We start from the raw sequence: 22481 nt of genomic DNA on the forward strand, positions 1-22481 counted from the left end.
AGCTCGGGCGGTGGTCCCAGCATCCTGGTGAAAAGCTGGGACCGGTTGCCCCAGCATCCTGGTGAAAAGCTGGGGCAGTCTGTGTGGGCGTCTCGCTTGCCCTTGTGACCTCAACAATTCCAGGCGGATGTTGCCCAACCATTTCCGGAAAGTGAATCCTTGTTACCTGAGGCTGTGGCGTAGATCTCAGTGCTCGGTGCGGACCGCGGCGATCTGGAGCTGCAAAGCGAGGCGTTCGCGGGGATCGGACAGGTCCAGCGGGGCGATTTCGTTGATCCGTTTCATCCGGTGCCGCAGCGAATTCGGGTGGAGATGGAGGTATTTCGCGGCTTGCTGGGGCTGACCGGGGTAGTTCAGCCAGGCCTCGAGCGTGTCGACGAAGCCGGTGTCGTGCTCGATGTCGTGTCTGAGCAGCGTCGCCAGTGGACCGTCCAGCTTGGTGGTGTCGAGCGAGGTGACTGCCCGGTGCACAGTCAGCAGGTGCCAGGCCTGCTCTACTCGCAAGGCTGGCCCGGGCGCGGCTCCCCGGCGTACGAGGCCTAGTAGCTCTACCGCCTCGGCCCGCGAACTCGGGAGATCAGCGGGTCCCCGTGCGCGGCCGCCTGCGGCCGCCGTAGTACCGGGGGCGTCCTTGGCCAGGTCGACGACTAGCCGGCGCAGCCATCGCCAGGAGCCGGGTCCATCGGCGTCAGTGACTACGGCAAGAACAGTGCCGTCCAGGTCAGCCAGCTGCGGCTCACTCCAGCCATGACGGCGCCCTGTCGACTCCCAGAGGTCCAGCTGCTGCGGTACGTCGTACTCGGCGGGGGAGCCGAGTGCTACGACCCGCCACGGCGGTGGTGGGAGCCGCACATCAACCGTGGTGTCTGGTGAGAACTGCCTGAGGACTGTCCGCAGACGGTCGATAGCACTTCGCCGGGCGACGTCTGCTTGAGCACGGAGCCGCAGAAGGTGCAGGGCGAGAACAGAGGCCGCATTGCTCAGCTCTGTTGTCACCTCGGCGCTCACTGGGCCGTCCACGACCGCCCAGATGGAGCCCAGCCACTCACCACCGGCCCGGACTGGTACTACGAGGCGCGGACGGATGCCGTTGGGTCCGTCGGGCACGAGGAATGGCTCGCTGGACCTGGCGAGGCGCCGGAAAATGCCGCGGGCGCGGAAGTGGGCGATGACCTCAGGTGGTACGCGGCGGCCGACGATGGTGGAGACCCGGGTGGGGTCGGTGAGGTCCTGACCGGAGGAGTACGCCAGTACTCGGCTCTGGTTGTCCTCGATCGTCACTGGCGCGTCCACGATGGCAGCGGCGGCGTCTGCGAGGGCGAAGAGTTCCTGGTGTACTCCGGCGTCGCCAGCGACGGGGGAGTCGGGTGCTGCCGCCCTGTCGATCACGCCGCGCAGCAGCCACACCACGTGCGCCCAGGTGACGCTCGGCTGGAGTGCGACGAGCGTGAGGAGCCAGCGCTCGGCAGTGGCGACGACTGCGGGGTCCCTAGCGAGCGCTGCTCGCAGTACGACGCCTGACGCGTTGCCGGCGGCACAGCGCTCCAGGAGCTCTATCGCGTCGGCCGCGTCGCGCAGGCCCAGGCCGAGCACGAGGTCGCCGGGTTGACCGGTCGCGGCCTCCTGCGGATCAGCCAGGAAGACATCGCGGACTTCGCCGTCGCCGTGACCGGTGACGACCACTTCGAACAGCGCAGGTCCCACGGCGATGACGAGGTCAGGCGCAGTGATCATGAGGTTATTGTGCGCTTCGCACTGTCATTTCCCGCACCAATGGTGTGATCGCACCATGACAGCGCCACGACGTGAGCCGCACCATCGATACATGGTCGCTGCTGGTTCTTCCGCACACATCGTTCCCGACCGGGTCGCCGTCGTCGGCGCCGGCATGGTCGGCCTCGCCACCGCCTGGTTCCTCCAGGAGCGTGGCGTCGAGGTCACCGTGCTCGATCGCCAGGGTGTCGCCGCGGGCGCCTCCTGGGGCAACGCCGGCTGGCTCACGCCCGGCCTGGCCACCCCGCTGCCGGAACCGGCCGTCCTCAAGTACGGCGTCCGCGCGGTGCTGAGCCCCTCCTCGCCGGTCTACGTACCGCCGACTGCGAGCCCGCGACTGCTGTCGTTCCTGACGCGGTTCGCTCGCAACAGCACCGCCGGACGCTGGAAGACCGCGATGGAGTCGCTGGTCCCGATCAACCGGCAGGCTCTGAACGCGTTCGACTTCCTGGGCAAGGCGGGCGTCGAGGCCGAGACGTACGAGGCGAAGTCCTTCCTCGCGGCGTACCGGACCGAGGCCGAGCGGGCCGTGCTGCTGGACGAGATCGAGCACATCCACGCGGCCGGCCAGGGCATCGAGTTCGAGGCCATCAACGGCGACGACGCCCGCGAGATCGAGCCGTCGCTGTCCGACGAGATCGGTGCGGCCATCCGGCTGCACGGTCAGCGCTTCATCAACCCCGGTGAGTACGTCCAGATGCTGGCCGACTCGGTCGTGGCCCGCGGCGGCAAGATCGTCACCGACGCGAACGTCTCCGACATCGTCGACGAGATCCGCGGCGTCCGGATCGTCACCGCCGACGGCGAGAGCGAGGCGTACGACGCCGTCGTGATGGCCACCGGTGCCTGGTTCGGCGACCTGGCCCGCCGCTTCGGCGTACGGACCATCGTCCAGGCCGGGCGCGGCTACAGCTTCAGCGTGCCGATCGCGCACGTACCGGCCGGGCCGGTGTACTTCCCGGCACAGCGGATCGCCTGTACGCCGCTCGGCGACCGGCTCCGCGTCGCCGGGATGATGGAGTTCCGCAAGGCCGACGCCAAGCTCGACCCGCGCCGGATCGACGCGATCGTCGAAGGCGCCCGCCCGCTGCTGCGCGACGCCGACCTGGACGCCCGCACCTTCGAATGGGTCGGCCCGCGCCCCTGCACCCCCGACGGCCTCCCGATCATCGGCGCCACCACGTCCCCCCGCGTCTTCGCCGCCGGCGGCCACGGCATGTGGGGCATCACCCTCGGCCCCATCACCGGCCAACTCCTCGCCGAACAAATCACGACCGGCACCCGCCCCGCCGAACTAGCCCCCTTCAACCCCCTCCGCTAACCCATTCGGGGACCCTTGCGATCCCGCCACCTGGGACCACCCGGCGACCCCCGAACCAACCACCCGGGACCACCTCACCCGCTGGGTGCCGAACCAGGTCCCAACCCACCGAACCCCCGGGCCGGCCGGCCCCCTGCACCCCCTCCCCCCACCGGCCGACCCGAGCCGCACTTCCCGGCCGGCTGGCTGCTGACAACCCCCGTCCCAGCCGGCCGGGAAATCCACCACCCGCCTCGATCGGCGGGGTAGCCGTACCGGGCCGCGGGGGCCTGATGCGGCGAGAGCGTGGTTCCCCGGACCTGCCCGTCCCTGCGCGGCGCGAAGATCCCGGGAGCCACGCTCTCTAGCGCCCACCCCGAACAGACCAGCAGGGCAGCCGCACACAATGCGCCGTGTGCGACTGCCCTGCTTGCTGGTTCTGGGTACTACGGAGTGTCAGTGCGTGTGCGGCTCGGTGCCGTGTTCGGCTTCGTGGGCTGCGATCTGGGCGCGGACCTCTTCCATGTCGACCGCGCGGAGCTGGCCGATCAGGTCCTCGAGCGCCGCGGCCGGGAGTGCGCCGGGCTGGGAGTAGAGGACGACTCCGTCACGCACCGCCATCAGCGTCGGGATCGAGCTGATCTGGAAAGCCTGGGCCAGTTCGACCTGCGCCTCGGTGTCGACCTTGCCGAAGGTGATGTCCTCGTGCTTCTCGGACGACTTCTCGAACACCGGCCCGAACATCTTGCACGGACCACACCACTCCGCCCAGAAATCCACCAGGACGAGCCCGTCGGAACCGACGACCTTGTCGAAGTTCTCCTGGGACAGCTCGACCGTTGCCACAACAACCTCCGGAAAGTTAGACGACTACCCCCACCACAACAGCACAACCCCACCCGGTGTTCCCCACCCATCCCATCACCCACCGGACAGCGGGCCATGACCGGGCAGGCCAGGGCAGAACGAACAACCTGTAGTCGCGAGGCAAACCGCATGTGATGCCGACCGGGCGCCCGTAGTACGGGCGGGCCGGTGTCGCGAGGCGACCGCGAGGGGGGCACCGACCGAGCGCGCGTCGTGCGGGCGGTGCCGGACATTATGCAAACGGGTGAATTACCAGGGCATGGTGATGAAGGGGGAGGTGTAGTCGTGGACCTCTTCGAGGATGGCGGCGGCGGCTTCGGGGGTGAGGTCGGCGCGCTCCTGCTCGGCGGTGATCATCTGCTGGAGCAGCCGGGTCTCGCCGGCGGTTGCCAGTCCGGTGATCTCCGGATGCCCGTTCAGCAGCCAGGCGGTGGCGGCCGAGATGTAGCGCTGTTCGTCGAACGGCCGGTACCAGGTGTCGTACGTCTTCTCCTCGCCGTCCTGCCAGTTCCGCCGGGCGATCATCTTGATCGTCATCAGCGCGGCGTCCGATGCCCGGACGGCTTCCACCAACGCCGCGTAGTCATCGGCGTACTGCGGATCGGTCGACAACCGGTAGTTCAGCGGCGTCAGCACGCTGTCGAAATCGAACCGCCGGAGTCCCTCGCGATGCACCGACGGCGCCGCCGCGGTGTGCCCGGTGATGCCGATCGCAGACACCATGCCCTCTTCCTTGGCCCGGATCGCGGCCTCGAGCGAGCCGCCCTTGCCGGTGACCAGGTCCAGGTTCTCCAGATCGCAGACCGCGTGCATCTGGATCAGGTCGAGGTGGTCGGTCTGCAGCCGCTCCAGCGACCGGTTGATCTCGGCCCACGCCTCGTCGTACGTGCGCCGGCCGGTCTTCGTGGCCAGGAAGATCCGGTCCCGGATCTCCGGCATCCGCGGGCCCAGCCGCAGCTCGGCGTCGCCGTAGTCGGCGGCCACGTCGAAATGGTTGATGCCGGCATCGAGTGCGAGCTGGATCGAGGCGTCGGCGACGTCCTGGTCGACCCCGCCGAGCGCCGCCGCGCCGTAAATCAGTACCGAACTCTGGTGTTCCAGCCGCCCGAGCCGACGAGTCTCCATGCCAGTCCTTCCAAGGGTCTGTGTGATCGTTCAAAACCTTAGTACTTTGACCCCTCGCCACGGGAGAGTTTTCCACAGGCTGGTCGGCGAGATCGGTTACTATGCGTGATCAGTTGGTGCGGTCCGCTTACCATGTTGTTCGCACGGATTTTCGAAGCTGTCGGATCCGTATGGCAGGGTGTGCGCTGCCTGATCGACCAGGTCGGGCATGAGAGAGGAGCTATGGAGACGGTACCGAAGGTGTCACGCTTCGAACGGAAGTGTGCATCTGCCCGCGAGTGGGGTAACAGTATGGCTGCGGGGAGCGATGGAGCATCCGGATCCTGGCCTCAGGACTCCCGGAGGACAGTTGCTTGCCGTATTCTCCCGGCTACTGTCCGCGTAACTGCTGTCTGAGGGGCGGGTAGCGATGAGTTGGTGGCGAACGTTGCTGAATCTGCCGCCAAAAGGTGAGCACTGGGCGGACCAGCGGCGTACGAAGCAGAGCCGTTCCAGGAAGTCGGGCAAAGGACGCCCGCAGAACACCGCACCGGAGTGGTGGGCCCACCCCGATGGACCGGTGTCACCCACGCCTCGGCAAGCACAGGGCGTAGCGGCGCAGTACAGCGCGCCACCGCCGCCCGACGCGGGTGGAGTGATGGCGCCTCCTCGCCGACCGCAGCAACCGCCGGTGGAACGCAGTACGACGGCGCCCGGTCAGCCGCAGCAAACGCATGGCCCGCGCCAGCCCGAGCGGCTCCGGCAGCGATCGCCGCACGGTGCCCACGCGGCCCCGACGCCGCTGCGCGCACCCCTGGAGCCGAACCAGACCCCGTGGTCGACCGAGCCGGAGTCCTCGTTCTCCACCTGGGCACGCAGGTTCTTCCGCGGCCTGGTGGTCGCGGTGCTGCTACTCGCTGCGATTTCCGGCGTCCGGTCCTGGATCCGGCCCAACAACACACCGGAGACCGTGATCAGCGGCCAGTCCGGCTACCCCTCCGACGAGGCCCGAGCGATCGCGACCCGCTTCGCCGTCTCCTATCTGAACTGGGACGAGACCAACCCCGACGCCCGCCCGGCGCAGCTCAGCGTCGACCTGGCCTCCGGCCTCGACCCCCGCAGCGGCTGGAACGGCCGCGGCAAGCAGACCGCCGCCCCGGGGTACGCGGGTGAGGTCAAGGTTGACCCGGGTGGCGTCGCCGCGGTCGTGGACGTCCGGGTGCAGGTGCGCCCGTTCACCCTGAACGGCCGGACCTGGTCCGGCGGCGCGTACAGCTGGCGCCGGCTCTCGGTGCCGGTCGCGCGGACCCAGTCCGGTCGCGTGGTCGTGGCCGGTCAGCCCACCTTCGTCCCGGACGACCGGGTCCCGCTGCCGGACAACATGCCCGACGCACTGGCGCCGGACGACGATCTGACGGCGGCAACCCTGAAGGATGCCGAGGCGTTCTTCAGCGCGTACGCCGAATCCGACATCAAGGTCTCCGCGGTGACCGCGCCCGGCGCGTCCATCCGCAGCCTGAACGGTGTCGTCAAGCTGGACAAGCTGAAGGACTGGCAAGTCTTCACCGGAAACGACGACGAGCGGAAGGCCACCGCTTCCGTCACCTGGGACGGTACTGGGGACACCACCCTCGACCAGACCTACTCGCTCACGCTGCGGCGCACGGTCGCCACGGACGGAGCACAACGATGGCAAGTGGCTGCCGTCGGATGACCACCGCTACAAGGGAGATGCCCCAATGATGACTCACCAACTGGCCGCGAGCGTGGTGGAGCTCGTCGTGCCGCTAGCCGACCCCAACGTCCCGACCGGCGCGGATTTCAAGGACTGGGTCCTGGTCATCGCGGGGAACATCTTCATCGCCATCCTCGTCCTGCGCGCGATCGGCCACTACTTCAAGCGGGAGTGGGGCGAGCTGTTCGGCCACATCGCCGCGGGCGTCCTGGTCGGCGGGTTGATCTACGCCAACAACCAGACGATCAACGTGCTCAAGGGCTTCTGGGGATTGCTGTCCGGAGGTAATTGATGCGCGTCGGCCGGACCCTGACCCACCACTTCGAGATCGAGACCCGGCAGTACGACCTGCTCGGGATCGATCTGGGAGAAGGCGCCCGTCGCCGGATGATCATCTTCGGTGCGGTGATCATCATCGTCTGGATCGCCTTGCTGGTGCCCTTCATCGGGGTGCCCAAGAAGCCCACCGTCAGCCTGTACGTCGTACCGCCGTTCGTCATCACCGCGTTCGGCTGGCGCGCGGGCAAGCACCACGAACGCCGCCGCCGGGTGACCGAGTGGGCGCTCGCCGTCCGCTACGCGTTGCGCGCCCACCGCCCGATCATCGGACTCGGCGCCCGGGCCGCCGACAAGACGGAGTACCTGCCATGGCGTGAGCGCGTCGCGACCCAGAAAGTGGCCAACCTGGCACGGGCCAGGGTGACCCCGGAATGGGATCGCGAGGTCGTGGTGGAAGTCGATCCCCAGGTCCGCGCGGGAGCGGACATCACGGTGAGCCAGCGTGCTCGCCTGCTGGGGGCGGACCACGTCCAGAAGGTCAGCCGCAGGACATCGTCGGGGAAGAGGCACTGATGAAGATCGCTGACAAGTTCCTGAACCTGGTCGGGATCGGCCGGGACCGTGGCCTGCCACCGCCCCGGCTGGTGGCCATCGCCGACGGCCTGCTGGTGACCGAGCGCAGCGCCGAGGCGTGGTTCCTGATCTCGGTCGCGAACACCGACCTGGCCACCGAGGCCGAGCAGGACGCCGCCCTGGACGCCGCGGTGAGCGCCGCCGCGACCATCCTCGGCGACCGGCTCAGCCACCTCAAGGTGGTCTGGGGCCGCTCGACCGGTCAGGACTACCTGGACAGCGTGGCCGGCCACTACCGGCTCGGCGACCACGAAGGCTGGGCGCAGACCCGCGCGGACCGGATCGACGAGATGCGGATGCCGGAGCGGTACGTCGCGCTCGGCGTCCACCTCAGCGACCGCGACCCGCGCGCCACCGCCCAGGTCCGCGGTTCGATCAGCGACGCCCTCGGTACGACGTCCTGGCGGGTCAGCGCGCGCGAGCTCGCCCACCTGGACGAGCGCGTCCGCAAACTCGGCCGCCAGCTCGGCTCGACCGTCTGGCGGGCGCACACCGCACCCGCCGAGGTGATCTCCTGGCTGATCAGCCGCGAGATGCACCGCGGTGCCGTCGCCGCGCCCCGCCGTGGCCTGATCACCGGTGCCTCGCTGGCCCGGCTGACCTCCGGCCGGGTCGTGCCGTACACCGATCACCTGCGCATCTACGACACCCGCGGCCAGATCGCGGCGTACACCACCGTGCTCGCGATGACCGACTTCCCCGAGGAGCTGGAGACCCCCGGCGCCGGGGAGTGGCTGCGGACGCTGAGCGAGATCAAGGCGATCGACGACGACGGCGACGAGATCGACGTGACCGTCGAGGCCTCGGTGCGCTTCCGGGTGCTGACCAAGAAGACCGCGCGGCACCTGGTCGACGAGACCCGCAAGAGCGCCAAGGAGCAGCGTCGCTCTGCCGCGAAGGGCACCGCCGAGGAGACTGCCGACGAGATCGTCGAGACCGAGCGGATCATGCGCGAGGTCAAGCGGGACATCAACCGTTCCGGGCTGACGCTGGTCGAGGACCACCCTCGGCTGCTGGTCAGCGCCGATACCCGCGAAGACCTCGAGACGTACGTCGACGCCGTGGTCGCGCACTACGCCGATCGGGGCATCACGGTTGCGGCCGGTGCGGACGAACAGCGTGATCTGTGGCTGGAATCGCTGCCAGGCGACCAGCTCCGGGTGCCCGATCTCGGGCACGTGCGTGAGTCAACCGCGTTCTTCGGGTCCTGGTTCTGGGGCGGTGCGTCGATCGGTGACGCCACCGGTCCGGCGATCGGGTATCTGACCGGGTCGACCCCGGGTCTGGTGCGCTTCGACGCAGCCGCGGGTTCGGCTCTTGGTGACGCGACGACGACGTTGTTCCTCGGCCGGTCGGGTCGAGGGAAGACGACGGCCGCGATGCTCGGCGGTCTCGATTCCGCCTTCGCGGGCGCCTGGGTTCCGCTGCTGGACCTGAAGGGCGACGCGGCCGGCGTTTCCGCAGTGGCCGCGGAGTACGGCGTACCGACTGCTGTCATCGAGATCACGGCTCAGTTCTCAGGTGCCGCCGATCTTCTTCGGGTGTTGCCTGTCGACGATGCTTTGCTGCAGGCGCCCTCGCAGCTGATGCTCCTGCTCCCGCCGCACCTGCGTGGTGCTGCCGAAGCTCCGGTGATGGCAGCGACCCGCGCCGAGATCCAGTCGCCCGATCCTTCGTCCTGGGGTGTCATCCAGCGACTCTGCGCCTCGGAATCGGAGACCACCCGGACCGTCGGGTTCGCGCTGCGCGACCTGGTCGAGACCGGCCTCGGTTCGGTCGTGGCCGGCCCGCCGTCCGGCCTGTCCTCGCTGACCACGAACCCGGGCCTCTGGGTCGTCCAGATGCCCGGCCTCACCCTCCCCTCGCCCGAATCGGCCCCGGAATCCTGGTCCCCGATCGAACGCGTCGGTATGGCCTGCCTCCGCGGCTGCCTGGCCTGGATGGTCCGTACGACGGGTCGCCGGGAGTTCCGCGGTCGCTCGAAGGTCGTCATCGTGCCCGAGGTCCACCTGCTGACCAAGACCCCCGACGGCGCTTCGTTCCTCGACTACATCGCCCGCGTCGGCCGTGCCCTCGGCGCCTCCTTGGTGCTGGACACCCAGGACCCCGCTTCGATCCTGAAGCTGCCGGGCCTGGTCGAGCAGATCACCACCCTGTTCGCCTTCAGCCTCCGCTCGCGCGAACAGGTCGATTCGCTCTTGGAGCTGTTGGGTCGCCCGCAGACCCCGCCGTACCAGACCCTCGTCCGCGGCATCAACACCGCCGCCAACGGCAAGAGCATCCGCCACGGCCACTGCATCATGCGCGACCGCTGGGACGAAGTAGCCACCGTCCAGATCGACATCCCCAGCCAGCGCGTAGCCGACCTCCTCCGCACCACCCCCGAGTCCGAACACGACCTCGAACCCACCGTCCCCGTCCCCGGCCCCTACGAAGAGCCGGACCCCTTCGCGGACGACGACGAGGACCTTGACGACCTCCCCCAACCGGCAGCCGCCGCCACCGCCCAAGCCGAAGCCCACGCCCAGGAACCCGTCCAGGACAACCCCCTCCCGTCAGTCCCAGTAGTAGAAACCTCAAACCACCACGCCCCACCCCTCCCGGAACCGCATACGCAACCGCATACACCGGCTCCGCACACCCCAACCCCCGCCCACCCGCAGGCCTCGACACCCGCCCACCCGCAGTCCTCGGCACCCGCCCACCCGCAGGCCTCAGCACCTGCCCAACCGCATTCCTCTGCTCCGGCGCAACCGCAGTCCTCGCCCCCAACGCAGCCGCCGATCCCCACCCCCAACGGCCACGACCACACCCACTCCGGCCGCTACGACGAACCCATCGGCCCCGACGAGGTCTACGACCAAGAGGCAGACGAAGCCGCCTACAACGAAGCCATGTACCCGGCGCACGAGCCCGGCCCCGTCGAATCCAATGGCAACGGCTCAGGCAAGAAGGAGCACGTCGCATGACCTGGTCGCGCCGCCTCCGAACGGCGCTCACCGTCCTAGCGATCTCCTTCATAGTCACCGCCCAAATAGCCCTAGCAGCCGACCCCAACACCGGCCCCACCAACCCCACCGGCTTCGGCGACCTGCTCCCCACCCCCGACCTGACTCACGGCGACACCCGAACCCTCTTCGAGTCCTACAGCCCGATGCTCTACACGTTGGATTTCGACAAGGGCATCAGTGACACCTTCAACATGATCTTCAACGGCTACGCGCTGATCGTGATGATGTTTGTCACCGCGATCACTCGTGCGGCGATCTCTGTCGGATGGTGGCTTTTTTCGTTCACCGATGTCACATCCTTGACGGACGCGACATCGGCAACGGTTGGTGCGACGGGTACCCAACTGGCCGGCTGGCTGCTTCCGTCAGCTCTGGCGTTCGGCGCGGTAGCCGCCTATACACAGCGGAAGACCTCCGGCAGCGCGCTTGGCCAGCTGATGTGGGTCTTCGTTGCGGGTCTGCTCAGCATCAGCTTCGCCTTGGCGCCGGGAACCTGGATCCGTGGTGTGGACGGCGCTCGCCAACTCGGTGCCGGTGCGGTGATGACCGCGTCATCAGATGCCATGGGCCCGACCATGCAGACACCAGTTGCGTGGCCCGAACCTGGTTTCACCGGCACACCAAAAGACACTCTTCTCCGCAAATCAGCCGATGCGAGCTGGCGTGGATTCGTCGTGACACCGTGGTGTATCGCCGAGTTCGGGTCAATCGCCGCCTGTCAGCGCTATGGCAAGGGACTGCTCGAGGTCGGTACCGATGCGGATGCCAGGAATAAGTACATCAACGATGTCGTGGCCCCCGCCGAAGGTGGAGGTGACGCGCCGACTGTCAAATGGCTCAAAGGTGACAATCCGTTCGGCCGAGTAGCCGTTGTGATGATCGCCGGAATAGCTGCGACGCTGTTCGCGTTCTTGAACATCGCCTTGGCATTCACGGCATTAATGGCTTTCATAGGCTGCCTCCTACTCTTGGTGGTGGGGGTGTTCTTTGCCTGTCTCTGGATCATCCCCGGTCGGCCGCGCCAATGGGGACTCAACTGGTTCGAGGCCCTAATAGGCCTTGTTTTGCAGTCCTTCCTTGCGATGCTCATCTTCGGTACGGCGCTGACATTGCTCACCGCAGTGTTCAGTTTGAGCGGCACGCTGGGCTGGCTGCCCGTCACTGGTCTCGCGATCTGTGTCCTGATCGTGGGCGTCCGAGTGCGGCGGCTGTTGGACAGCCTGACGACGATGATGCGACCGGGAACAGGAAGCATCATGCTTGGCAACCTTGCGCGCAGAGGTGCGACCGGCGCTGTGCAACGGCTCGCGAGCGCGATCAGCAATCGAGGTGCTACTCCGGTACCAGCGGAGCGGACTCGTGATCGACAGACACAGACCGGTACCAGTCCGCAGTACGCGAGCTCCGTCCGAGTCTTCCGGCAGGCACCCGCGATCGGTGCTGGTGGTCGGCCGGCGTCGGGAGGAAGCCCCTACGAACTGACGACGGGCGCAGATCGGCGAAGGCACGAGACAACTGCGGCGATTGGGTCCGGGGGTGGTGGTCTATCGACTGCCACCGAGAGCAGTCGGACTTCGCAGAGAGAGGGCGCACGGAAGTCTCCTGCGATCAGCCTTTCGCGCGCACGTGCCAGGGCAAGCGGTGAGAGTGGCCGGACCGTATCGGTCAGTTCCAGCTCAGCGATTGTGAGCACGTCGACGCCGAGCACGTCACGTGCCGGCACTTCCGACGTGCAGCGGGCCCGTCATTCGAAACGAATCCAGGCCTCATCGGTCAGCGATGCGCGCTACGAACCGCGTGCCTACGTCCCGTCGGCAAGTCTGCGCGAGGGACCCCCCAAGACACGATCTCGTCGGCGAGGGCCCGCTCCCACCCAGCGGCGGTTCAGGGAGTATTCGCAGATCACGAAAGACGGTGTGACTGTCCACGTGCCAAAGCGTCGGTGACGGGTCATGGCGCGCAACAAGCGGGATCGTGGTCAAGAGCCTGAGTTCCAAGGAGACAGGTCGAAGGCGGGGCGCCGGCCCTTACCTCCGGAGCCTGACAACTGGCGCTCAATGATCAATAGCGACTACGAATACCCTGAGGAACTCGACGACCTGAGCCGACGTGAACGGCGGCGGGCGAAGAAGACATGGCGTAAAGACGATCACGCCGCGCGGATCGCCTGGCTGCGGAATCAGCGGCAGGCGGAGCCGGTTTCGCCGGTGGCGATCGTAGTCCTGGTGGCAATCGTGATGATCGTCATCCTTGGGTTGGGCGGAGGCCTACCGCGGATCTTCGGCGGCGACGACTCGTCGGACAAGAGTCCGGTGGGTCTCCTGACGCCTGGCCGACCCGTGGTTCTTCCGACCGCGCCCGCTTCGAGCGGAACAGGCACCGAAGTTCCGGTCGGCGGTCCTTCGACAGGTCTGACGACACCACCGCCGGAGACGAGCAGGCCCGGCGCGGAGGTGACCGCGCGAGCGTCTGATGTCGTCGGTGCTTGGGCTCGTGACTTCTACACCCGCGATCCTGCCGCCGAAACGTACGCGGCGCTGATCGCGAGGTGCGCGAAGTACATGACTCCTGAAGTTGCCGCCAGTTTTAGCTCGGCTGGCGATCCCACCTACGATGCGCTCCAGAAGGACGGTGGCAAGTCGACGGTCGTCGCGGCGCCTGTCACTTCGCCGATGCCGAACGCCGCACCGGTGGATACGCTGAATAGGATTACCCGTTTCGTCAAAGTCACGATCAACGTCACGGGCAAGGGCGCCCAGCGATTCGACGTCCCCCTTCTCGTCACGGTGGTCAGCCAGAACAACCGCTGGCTGATCAGCGACGTATCGGGCGGGACCGGCCCATGAGTGCCATCCGGGGGATCTGATGTTCGACGGACGTGATCTGAGCAGAGCCGGCGGCTTCGGTAGTAGGAGCATCTTCGTCAAGGCGGTAGGCGTGCTGGCTCTAGTGGGCGTTGTGAGTCTCCTGATGCTTGCTCCCTTCGGAGGCGGCGGCATCTCGCAGGCAGCTTGTTCGCCGTTGGCGCCCGGACAGGCTGGAAATCCCAATGTCACTGGTCCGTTGCGGCAGATTCAGATTGCTTTCGCGAAGATCATCGATCAGGTCGCCGTCGAACGCGGGTTGCCAGGGCGGGCGACTTTGGTTGCCTTGATGACGGCCCTCCAAGAGTCCGATCTGCAGAACCTGGATCACGGCGACGCCGACTCCGTGGGACTCTTTCAGCAACGCCCAGAGGCGGGCTGGGGGACGGTCGAGCAAATCATGGATCCGCGCTACGCGGCGGAGGCCTTCTTTGGTGGACCCAAGGATCCGAAGCCGCCGGGCCTGGTCGATATCACCGGTTGGCCGTCGATGTCCTACAACGATGCTGCACAGGCCGTTCAAGTTTCCGCCTACCCCGATGCCTACGGGCCTCACGAGCAGGAGGCCCGTTCTCTCGCTGCAGCAGCAGGCATCAACCTTGACCGCCCGGGCAACCCATACGCCGGCCGCTCCGACGGGCCGACCGGCCAGGACACCGAAGGCCTCGGACAAGACGACTGCGGCCAAGGCCTGATCGCCGGCAAGCCGGTCAATGGCGTTTGGCCACCCGAACAGCAAAACGTCACCGACCCGACGGGCACGGGGGGCCTGGTCACTCCACGTACGGCTGCTTGGGTGGCCAAGGCGCGAGCCTCCTTGGGTGCGCTGAGCATCAGTTGCTGGGACGCCCACATCTGGAATCCGACGAGTGATCATCCGAAGGGGCTCGCCTGTGATGTCATGGTCGGTGCCGATTCGCGGAAGTCGCCGTCGGCAAAGGCACAAGGCGATCGGATCGCCAACTGGGCGATTCAGACTGCTGGACAGACCGGTCTGCACTATGTGATCTGGTACGGCAAGATCTGGTCGGCCAAGCGTGGTACATGGATTCCGTACAACGGTGGTGGCGTCTACAACCCGAGTGACGCGACCGGCGGGCACTACGACCACGTTCACGTGTCGATGTTCTGAGATGCTTCGCTGGTGGATATCACTGTGCTCCATTGTCACGGCACGACGAAGGGGAGAACCTCATGAGCGGCCCACCCGGCCCCGGTGACCCCCGGGGGCCGATAGGTGACGAGCCCTTCCACAACGGGCCATCTCCGTACGGATCGCCAAATCCACAGTGGCCCGCAGGCGAAAATCAGGTACCGCCGAACCATCAATGGGGACACCTCCCACAGAGCAATCCCATGGAGCAGTTGCCTTCTGGGCAGAGGCGAGAGCAACTCTCCGGTGGAGATAGCGGACACCACAGATCCGCTCAGTTCGACTCGGGGATCGGAACCGCCCTAGCGGCGGCTGTGCCGTGGTTTTTCTGGAGCCTGTGTGTCGTGGCTTGGCTAGGCGGATTCCTGGGGTTCACGGTCGGGTGGATCGTCGTGGCCGTGTGGGTCCTGTCGGGCGTGGTGACTCTCTTCAGGCCCATGGAGGAGCTGACTGCCCGCTACTTACTCCGGCTTCGATTGCCTACCCTGATTGAGCAACAAAGGCTCGCACCGGCCTGGTATCAGGTCGCCCAGAGGGCGGGAGTTGACCCCACTCGATTCACCATCTGGATACAAGAATCAGATGATGCAAATGCGACTCCGACCCCTGGTCATACGATTGCCGTGACCCGCTGGGCGCTCTACACGCTGCCCGTGAGGAACCTGGAAGCAGTGCTAGCTCACGAGTTGAGTCATCATCTCGGGGGCCGTGCGTGGCTGAGCCTTCTGAGCTTCTGGTATTCGATTCCTGCGCGCGTAACACTGATTGGCGTCCGTGCATTAGGGCGCCTGATGCGGAAGATTCCGGCTCTCGGATGCGCAGTCACAGCCTTCCTCGTCTTTGCATACGCAGGGATCCTGCTTGCTGTGATCATTTTCGGCAACGGATATCTGTGGCCGTTCCTCTTCCTGACACCGTTCATTGCCCCCCCGATCCTTGCGTGGCTCAGTCGTTGGCAGGTCAAGCAGGCGGACCGGAAGGTGGTGCAACTTGGCTACGCACCGTCATTGGTGCAGGTACTGCAGGGCTGGCAGATGCAACACCAACAAACGCTTGGACAACGCGGAACCCGCCGCTCCGAATTCATGTCGGGCAGGCCGGCGCTTGTCGATCGCGTGCACGTTCTAGAGCAAACACGTATCGCATAGCCGGATGTACGGCTGATCCAGTCGATCGCGGGCGAAGACTTTCGTGCGGGTGTCGTCGCCGAACGCGCGTATTTGAGCTATTTGTCCTGGCAGTTAGCAGGCAACTGGTGCGGTGGGCGCCTTCGGGCTGTTGGGGTCGACCAGGACGGGGATGGCTTCGCCGATTTGGAGTTGGGTGGTGGATTGGCGGGTCAGGGGGATTTGGCCGGTGTCGCCGAGGGTGCTTTGCCAGGTGATGGTCCAGCGGGTGGTTGCGGTGACCTTGTACTTGCAGGCGGGCTGGTCGTGGGAGGTCTTTCGGTAGAGGTGGCCGCAGGTGGGTGACGGCTTGATGCCGAACGACTTCTGGTAGGCGGTGCCGGCGTTGTTGCATCGGACGGTTTGGCCGTCGCCCATGGTCCAGTCGACCGTGGTCACCTTTGCTGTGGCGGTGACGGTCAAGCCGGGGACGCTGGCCTTGCGTTCGATCGGACCCCAGGTGTTCTCGGACTTCTCCACCCACAACCAGACGGGCATATTTACCAGACCGATCTGTCCCACTCCCGGCGCGCTGCGCAGTTGGGGCGCCTGCAGTTGCATAGCTGCGATCGCCCTGTAGGCCAAGGTCAGCGGATCGGTCACCACGGTATCCGGTTCTCCAGGCAGCCAGACCCATCTTGTAACGAGGTGTCGGCCCTGATCGAATCCTTGCTCGCGCACGCAGGCCCACACCGACCCATCGGTGTGGCCCTGCCACCGCGGATCCGAAGCAGGCGGCTGTGGAGCAACCCGCTGCAGGTAACACTGCTGCCCGTTGGACCAGTTGCCGAGGTCAGCGTCGCTACAAGCCTGGGCAGCACCGCCGAACTGGCAAACGGGCCTGACGTGCTTGTCAGCTGCCTTCCCGATTCCGCCAGGCTTACGGCCCTTGTGCCGGTCGGAGGTGAGAACCCAGACGCAAAGTCCCTGTGTGGCGATGCATTTGAGTTCATATCCTGGACCAGGTTTGGGCGGCACGGGAGGCCCGGCGTCGGCAGCAGCCTGGACCAGTAGATTGCACAACAAGAACAGCACCAGGCAGGCCAGCAAGCGTCGAATCGTTCGAGTCAGCATGGCCCGATTGTTTTCTCCTCGACCACGAACCACATCTTGGTCGTCTTGCCGGCCGCCGGTGCCTGCACAACCTTTGCTTGGAAGGCGTGCCGTTTCCCGTTGCCAGGGCCTAGCGGGACCGGCTTGCCGTTGGACTGGAAGCGCAGGACAGCTTGCGAACTGTCGATGCAGGACTTGAGCCGGACCTCTGGTTGTTGTGCGTCGAGGTTCACCGACAACGGGCTGAGCGAAACAATGTTGACTGTTCCTGAGGTGTACCAGCCATCCTCGCGGTTTGAGCGGACGTCCTCGATTGCGGTGAGCAGCCAGCTGTCACCCAGCCCTGCAGCTTCCAATGCTGCCCGACTCGACTTGGTCGGATCTGCAAGCGCCTTGTCGATCGCGGCGCGAGAAATCGCGTACCGGGATTTTGCGGCGGTTATGGCTGCTTGTTCTTCTTCGGTCCAGGTGGGGGTTGAGGGGGCGGCGGTGGTGGTTGGGGTGGTTGGGGGTGGGGTGGTGTTGGGTTGGGCGGCTTGGGGGGAGCCGGTGCAGGCGGTCAGCGTCAGGGTGGCGCAGAGGGCGGCTGCTTGCAGGGCTCGGCGGGTCATGGAGGTGGCTCCCCGGTCGGTGTGGTTACTGACGGTATAAGGCTGCCATACGTTGGGTTTCAGCCTTCGGGGTTTTCCACAGGGAGCTGGAGGTGGTTAGGGGGTGAGGAATTTGATGGTGGCGGCGGGGTTGGGGGTGAGGAAGGTTAGGAGGTTTTGGGCTTCTGCCTCGAGGGAGGGGTGGGTGGAGGCGGGGAGCGGTGTGAAGGGGGTGATGGTGAGGGTGGAGTTGGTGAGGGTGTAGGTGGCGGTGGGGTGGCCGTCTTGGAGGAGGGTGGGCTTGATGATGCCGTTGGGGGTGAAGATGTGGGGGCGGGCGGCTGGGGGAAGGACTCGGGTGCGGGTGGCGTGGGAGAGGTAGAGATTGTCGTAGGCGGGGAGGAAGCGGATGGGGGCTGGGGTGTCGGGGTGGGGGAGGGGGTGGTCGGGGAGGTCGTAGACGGGGCGGGTGGAGTCTTCGGTGGAGTAGGGGCGGAGGTCCAGGCGGTCGAAGATTTCGGTGAGGTGGGTCAGGCCGGACCATTGCTGCATGTCGAGTGGGGTGGCTGGGCCGTAGGCGGCCAGGTAGCGGAGGACTAGGGATTCGAGGGTGTAAGGAGAGAGGGGGCGGGCTAGCCAGGACTCCAGGGTGGTGGTGATGGGCCGGCCGGACTTGTTCCAGAGGCCTCGGGGTGGGGTTTGGACGCCGGCGATGAGGTCGCGGGCGGCGCGGGAGAGGGTGGCTGGGTCGTGGCTGGGGAATTCGAGGGCGAGGGCTGAGCCGAGAGCCGCGGGGGAGAGTGGGCTGGCGGAGAGTAGGCGGTGGGCGGCGGCGGCCAGGTCGTCCAGGTCGATGGTGGTTCGGAGTGGGGCGAGGGTTTGGTTCGAGGTCAGCATGCGGCGGTGGGTGTCGCGCAGGAGGGGATAGATGCCTAGGGCATCGGCTGCGGTGACCAGGTGGATGGTGCCGCGCAGGAGGGGTAGACGGACGACAGCGCGATCCGTCATCAACCCCGAGAGTTCGGTGGGGTCGAAATCCACCAACCGGGTCCAGAGGCCGGTGTAGGGAGCTAGCGGGGCCTGGGATTGCATGCCGACCAGGTGTTCGATTGCTTCGGAGGCGGGGGCAGTACGGCGTTCGAGCAGCCATTGGCGGTCTAGCGTGGCTCGGTTCAGGGCTCGCAGCGAGAGACGGGTCATGCCAGGAGCTTGAGGTCGGTGGTTGCGTCGGCGGGAGTGGCGAAGGCCAAGAGGTGCTCGCCTTCTGTGGTGATGGCAGAGCGAGCCTTGGCGGTGAGTTTGATGAGGGGCTCGATCTCGAGGGTGGCGGACTTCTTGCCTTGTCGGTGGAGCTTCCACATGGCTGCCACCTGGCCGTCGTAGAGGACTGAGCCTCGGTTGAGGACTTCCTGGATCAGTAGGCGTTCGCGAAGGTCGTCGTCCAGCCAGCGGTTCCGGTCGGCGTGGGCGAGCAGGAGATTGTCGTACTCCGGAAGGAACCGCGTAGGTACCTCCAGGTCCTCGGGCGGAAGCTCGTTGCCGGCGACGTCGAGGAGCTCCCGTCCGTTCGAGTCGTCGATGTACGTACGCAGCGAAGGGCGGAGGCGGTCGAAGACTTCCGCCAGCCGAGTCAGCCCCGACCAGGCTTGGGCGTCTGCGACTGACGCCGGACCGAAGGCGTTGAGGTAGCGGAGGACGACGGTGTCGATGGGCGCCGCGGAGACCGGCGAACCCAGCCAGAGCTCGGCGGTCGACATCGTCGGGTTTCCGCCCTTGCCCCAGATGCCGCGAGGCGGGATCTGAACAGTAGGAAGGAGACACCGTACGGCGTGCGCCAGCGACGGCGCGTCGCGGTCGGGCCACAGCGCCCCGAGATGCTCACGAAGCTCGACCGCAGTCGCGGGAGACGACGCCATCCGATCGGCACCGGCGGCCAGCACGGCATCCATGTCGAGACCCTCGAGCCGTTTGCGGCCGTAGGTCTGATTCGCGTAGACCTCACGTTCGAGACGGGGCTGGACCAGCGGCCGGATTGCCAGGAAGTCGCGCGAAGACATCAGGTGGATCGTTGCCCGCATCATCGAGCCACGGACGGCTTGACGATTCTCGAGCAGTGAAGCCAGCGCAGCAGGTTCGAAACCCACCAGGCGCGACCAGAGGCCGACGTACGGCGAGAGCGGGACCTGAGCCTGCATACCGACCAGATGCTCCAGAGCCTCGAGGACAGACACATCCTGGCGCTCGATCAGCCATTGGCGGGACAACGTGGCGCGGTTCAGGGCTCGCAGACTCAACTTCGACATGGCTGATCCTCTCCCGGGTTCGAGGTCAACGGTAGGAGGAGATCAGGCCAGCTTCTGTCCTCTACTCGAAGCGAAGCGCGCTAGATGTTTTCCCTTGCCCGGGTGCAATGACGCGAAGTTTTGCTTCCCAGCAGGGTGTTCGGCGAACTAGTGTCGCGACGGATCGTAGTCGTACCACCACGGTCATCCAGCTTGGGAGGGAATGAGTATGACGAAGCACCTGCGCCGCCGGCAGGCGGTCGCGGCCATGACTGCCACCGCGGCAGTCCTGGCACTCGGAATGTCCTACACCAGCGCAGCGGGGGCAGCGCCGGCGAAGGGCACCAGTGCCGGCGCAGCAGTACCGGCGAACTTGAAGCTGATCAAGACCAAGACCTCGCTGCTCGGCAAGCACTACTGGTACCAGCAGACCTTCAAGGGCCTGCCCGTGATCAACGGGTACTACGCCCAGCATGTCGACAAGTCCGGCAAGATCACCCAGGTCAGCGACGGCCGCGACGCCGTACCGGACTCGCTCGACGTGTCCGCGAAGGTGCCCGCGGCAACGGCCACCAAGTCGGCCAACACCGTCGTGACGGCCCGCGCGACCCGGAACCGGATCGCCGGCCCGAACAAGTCCGGTACGCCGACGCCGACCGCTACCCAGGGCGCCGCGCAGCTCGCCGTCGTCGGTGGCGCCAACGCCCGCCTGGTCTGGAACGTCACCTCGCGCTCCGGCGAGGGGGTCACCCGCTCGCTGGTCGACGCGAAGTCCGGTGTGGTCGTGGACTCGAAGGTGATCAGCGACAACGTCGACGGCAAGGGCTCGGTGTTCGACCCCAACCCGGTCGTCACGTTGAAGAACGAGAACCTGACCGACCAGAACGACCAGAACCAGGACGCACTGTTCCTCGCCCAGAAGAACGTGATCCTGCGGAACCTGGACGGTTCGGGCAAGCTCAACGGCAAGTACGTCAACATCGCCGAGGCCAAGGGCGGTCTCGCGTCGAGCAAGACCAACACCTTCGTCTTCCAGCGGCACAGCGACAAGTTCGAGCAGGTCGAGGCGTACTACCAGGTCAACCAGACCCAGGAGTACATCCACTCGCTCGGCTTCAGCGACGTCAACAACGAGTCGCAGGACTTCTCGATCAACACCTTCGACGGCGACAACTCGTTCTACGACCCGTCGACCGACGTGATCACGATGGGCGAGGGCGGTGTCGACGACGCCGAGGACGCCGAGGTGATCTGGCACGAGTACGGTCACGCGATCCAGGACGACGTGGTCCCGGGCTTCGGTGAGTCCGAGCAGGCCGGCGCGATCGGTGAGGGCTTCGGCGACTACTGGGCCGTGCAGCAGTCCATCCCGGTCAGCAAGGGCTACGACATCCCGTGCGTGATGGACTGGGACTCCACGTCGTACACGGACGGCCCGAAGCACTGCCTGCGTCGTACGGACACCGGCAAGACCACCGACGATATCGACGGTGAGGTGCACGACGACGGTGAGATCTGGTCGAACGCGCTCTGGGACATCCAGAAGGCACTCGGCCGGACCAAGGCCAACAAGGTGATCCTGCAGGGCACGTTCTTCTACGCGCCGGACACCTCGTTCGCCGACGCTGCCCGGGTGACTGTGCAGTCTGCTCGCCTGCTCTACGGCAAGGACGCCGCCGCGAAGGTCACCGCCGCCTTCCAGGCGCGCAAGATCCTCTCGTAGCAAACCAGCTCATGCGCCCACGACTACTGTGGGCGCATGAGCTGGAGCACCGCGGACATCCCTGACCTGACCGGACGCCGCGCCCTCGTCACCGGCGCGACCAGTGGGCTCGGCTACCAGACCGCGCTCGAACTCCTGAAGCACGGCGCCGAGGTGATCATCGCGGCCCGCAATCCGGAGAAGTCCGCCAAGGCCGCGGTCAGTCTCGCGACCGCATCCGACCGGCCGGCGCCCGCAGTACTGGATCTCGATCTGTCGGATCTCAGGAGCGTCGCGAAGGCCGCCGCCCAGCTCACCGAGCCGCTCGATCTGTTGATCAACAACGCCGGCGTGATGGCAACGCCGTACCGGCAGACGGTCGATGGCTTCGAGTTGCAGCTCGGCACCAACCATCTCGGGCATTTCGCCCTCACCGCGCGCCTGCTGCCGCTCCTTCTCCGTGCTGAGCAGCCGCGGGTGGTGACCGTCAGCTCCTTCATGCACAAGAACGCCAAGGGCATCAGCCAGGCCGACTTCACAGCCGAGAACGGCTACTCGAAGTGGGACGCGTACAGCAAGTCCAAGCTCGCCAATCTGCTCTTCATGCTCGAGCTGGATCGCCGTGCACAAAGGGCTGGATCCAACCTGCTCAGCGCAGGCGCACATCCGGGCTACGCCTCGACCCATCTCCAGTCGAGCGGCCCCGCGCTGGCCGGTCATTCCATCGAGTCGCGACTGCTTGCCGTCGGCACCAAACTCGTCGCCCAGTCCGCCGCCGCGGGAGCGATGCCGAGCCTGTACGCCGGTACGCTGCCGACCCTGAAGCCCGGCTCGTACGCCGGCCCGTCGTTCTTCGAGTACCGCGGCGCTCCCAAGATCGTCCAGCCGACCAGAACAGCCAAGGACCCCGACCTCGCCCAACGTCTCTGGACCTGGTCCGTCGAAGCCACCGGAGTCGACGCCTTCTGA

Annotated in this window: 18 protein-coding genes; 11 read left to right on the plus strand and 7 right to left on the minus strand. The window is 66.4% G+C overall.

Going from position 1 to position 22481, the window contains the following annotated elements; genetic code table 11:
* Window positions 1–186: 186 nt before the first annotated feature.
* The gene (locus ABZ004_RS01465; RefSeq protein ID WP_355677792.1) at window positions 187–1734 is read right to left on the minus strand and encodes a helix-turn-helix domain-containing protein; all 1548 of its coding nucleotides are present in this window, start codon (window positions 1732–1734) and stop codon (window positions 187–189) included.
* A gap of 91 nt (window positions 1735–1825) precedes the next feature.
* On the opposite strand from ABZ004_RS01465, the gene ABZ004_RS01470 reads away from it, so the two are divergent.
* On the plus strand, window positions 1826–3094 hold the full coding sequence (locus ABZ004_RS01470; protein WP_355677793.1) for an FAD-dependent oxidoreductase: 1269 nt from the start codon (window positions 1826–1828) through the stop codon (window positions 3092–3094).
* A gap of 435 nt (window positions 3095–3529) precedes the next feature.
* On the opposite strand, the gene trxA is transcribed toward ABZ004_RS01470, so the two are convergent.
* Both trxA and ABZ004_RS01480 read right to left on the minus strand, forming a co-directional pair.
* Complete coding sequence (gene trxA / locus ABZ004_RS01475) at window positions 3530–3919, minus strand: thioredoxin (protein WP_355677794.1); 390 nt, start codon at window positions 3917–3919, stop codon at window positions 3530–3532.
* A 270-nt stretch (window positions 3920–4189) separates the two neighbouring features.
* On the minus strand, window positions 4190–5065 hold the full coding sequence (locus tag ABZ004_RS01480; RefSeq protein WP_355677795.1) for an aldo/keto reductase: 876 nt from the start codon (window positions 5063–5065) through the stop codon (window positions 4190–4192).
* Between the two features lie 409 nt (window positions 5066–5474).
* On the opposite strand from ABZ004_RS01480, the gene ABZ004_RS01485 reads away from it, so the two are divergent.
* The 8 genes from ABZ004_RS01485 to ABZ004_RS01520 all read left to right on the plus strand — a co-directional run bounded on the left by ABZ004_RS01485 (window position 5475) and on the right by ABZ004_RS01520 (window position 15867).
* Window positions 5475–6758, plus strand: coding sequence for a conjugal transfer protein (locus ABZ004_RS01485; RefSeq protein WP_355677796.1), 1284 nt, complete (start codon window positions 5475–5477; stop codon window positions 6756–6758).
* 28 nt (window positions 6759–6786) lie between these two features.
* Window positions 6787–7071 carry a hypothetical protein gene (locus ABZ004_RS01490; protein ID WP_355677797.1) on the plus strand — a complete coding sequence of 95 codons (285 nt, stop codon included), beginning with the start codon at window positions 6787–6789 and terminating at the stop codon, window positions 7069–7071.
* On the plus strand, window positions 7071–7631 hold the full coding sequence (locus ABZ004_RS01495; protein WP_355677798.1) for a hypothetical protein: 561 nt from the start codon (window positions 7071–7073) through the stop codon (window positions 7629–7631). Before ABZ004_RS01490 ends, ABZ004_RS01495 begins: the two co-directional genes overlap by 1 nt.
* A complete protein-coding gene (locus ABZ004_RS01500; protein WP_355677799.1) occupies window positions 7631–10660 on the plus strand; it encodes an ATP-binding protein in 3030 nt (1009 codons plus the stop codon). Before ABZ004_RS01495 ends, ABZ004_RS01500 begins: the two co-directional genes overlap by 1 nt.
* Window positions 10657–12648 (plus strand): hypothetical protein, encoded by a 1992-nt coding sequence (locus ABZ004_RS01505; protein WP_355677800.1) that lies wholly within the window; start codon window positions 10657–10659, stop codon window positions 12646–12648. Before ABZ004_RS01500 ends, ABZ004_RS01505 begins: the two co-directional genes overlap by 4 nt.
* Before the next feature lie 6 nt (window positions 12649–12654).
* Window positions 12655–13548 (plus strand): hypothetical protein, encoded by an 894-nt coding sequence (locus ABZ004_RS01510; RefSeq protein WP_355677801.1) that lies wholly within the window; start codon window positions 12655–12657, stop codon window positions 13546–13548.
* Window positions 13549–13567: 19 nt separating this feature from the next.
* On the plus strand, window positions 13568–14698 hold the full coding sequence (locus tag ABZ004_RS01515) for a hypothetical protein (protein ID WP_355677802.1): 1131 nt from the start codon (window positions 13568–13570) through the stop codon (window positions 14696–14698).
* Window positions 14699–15156: 458 nt separating this feature from the next.
* Window positions 15157–15867: a M48 family metalloprotease gene (locus ABZ004_RS01520; RefSeq protein ID WP_355677803.1), complete on the plus strand. Its 711-nt coding sequence runs from the start codon at window positions 15157–15159 to the stop codon at window positions 15865–15867.
* A gap of 93 nt (window positions 15868–15960) precedes the next feature.
* Here ABZ004_RS01520 and ABZ004_RS01525 read toward each other — a convergent pair whose 3' ends face one another.
* The 4 genes from ABZ004_RS01525 to ABZ004_RS01540 all read right to left on the minus strand — a co-directional run bounded on the left by ABZ004_RS01525 (window position 15961) and on the right by ABZ004_RS01540 (window position 19831).
* Window positions 15961–16488 (minus strand): hypothetical protein, encoded by a 528-nt coding sequence (locus ABZ004_RS01525; RefSeq protein WP_355677804.1) that lies wholly within the window; start codon window positions 16486–16488, stop codon window positions 15961–15963.
* Between the two features lie 464 nt (window positions 16489–16952).
* Window positions 16953–17549: a hypothetical protein gene (locus tag ABZ004_RS01530; protein ID WP_355677805.1), complete on the minus strand. Its 597-nt coding sequence runs from the start codon at window positions 17547–17549 to the stop codon at window positions 16953–16955.
* Between the two features lie 96 nt (window positions 17550–17645).
* Complete coding sequence (locus ABZ004_RS01535; RefSeq protein ID WP_355677806.1) at window positions 17646–18728, minus strand: winged helix DNA-binding domain-containing protein; 1083 nt, start codon at window positions 18726–18728, stop codon at window positions 17646–17648.
* On the minus strand, window positions 18725–19831 hold the full coding sequence (locus ABZ004_RS01540; protein ID WP_355677807.1) for a winged helix DNA-binding domain-containing protein: 1107 nt from the start codon (window positions 19829–19831) through the stop codon (window positions 18725–18727). Before ABZ004_RS01540 ends, ABZ004_RS01535 begins: the two co-directional genes overlap by 4 nt.
* A 208-nt stretch (window positions 19832–20039) precedes the next feature.
* Here ABZ004_RS01540 and ABZ004_RS01545 point away from each other — a divergent pair, with 208 nt between their 5' ends.
* Window positions 20040–21533 (plus strand): M36 family metallopeptidase, encoded by a 1494-nt coding sequence (locus ABZ004_RS01545; protein WP_355677808.1) that lies wholly within the window; start codon window positions 20040–20042, stop codon window positions 21531–21533.
* A gap of 36 nt (window positions 21534–21569) precedes the next feature.
* Window positions 21570–22481: an oxidoreductase gene (locus tag ABZ004_RS01550; protein WP_355677809.1), complete on the plus strand. Its 912-nt coding sequence runs from the start codon at window positions 21570–21572 to the stop codon at window positions 22479–22481.

The organism is Kribbella sp. NPDC006257 (assembly GCF_040613535.1).
In the GTDB taxonomy this organism is placed as follows: Bacteria; Actinomycetota; Actinomycetes; order Propionibacteriales; family Kribbellaceae; genus Kribbella.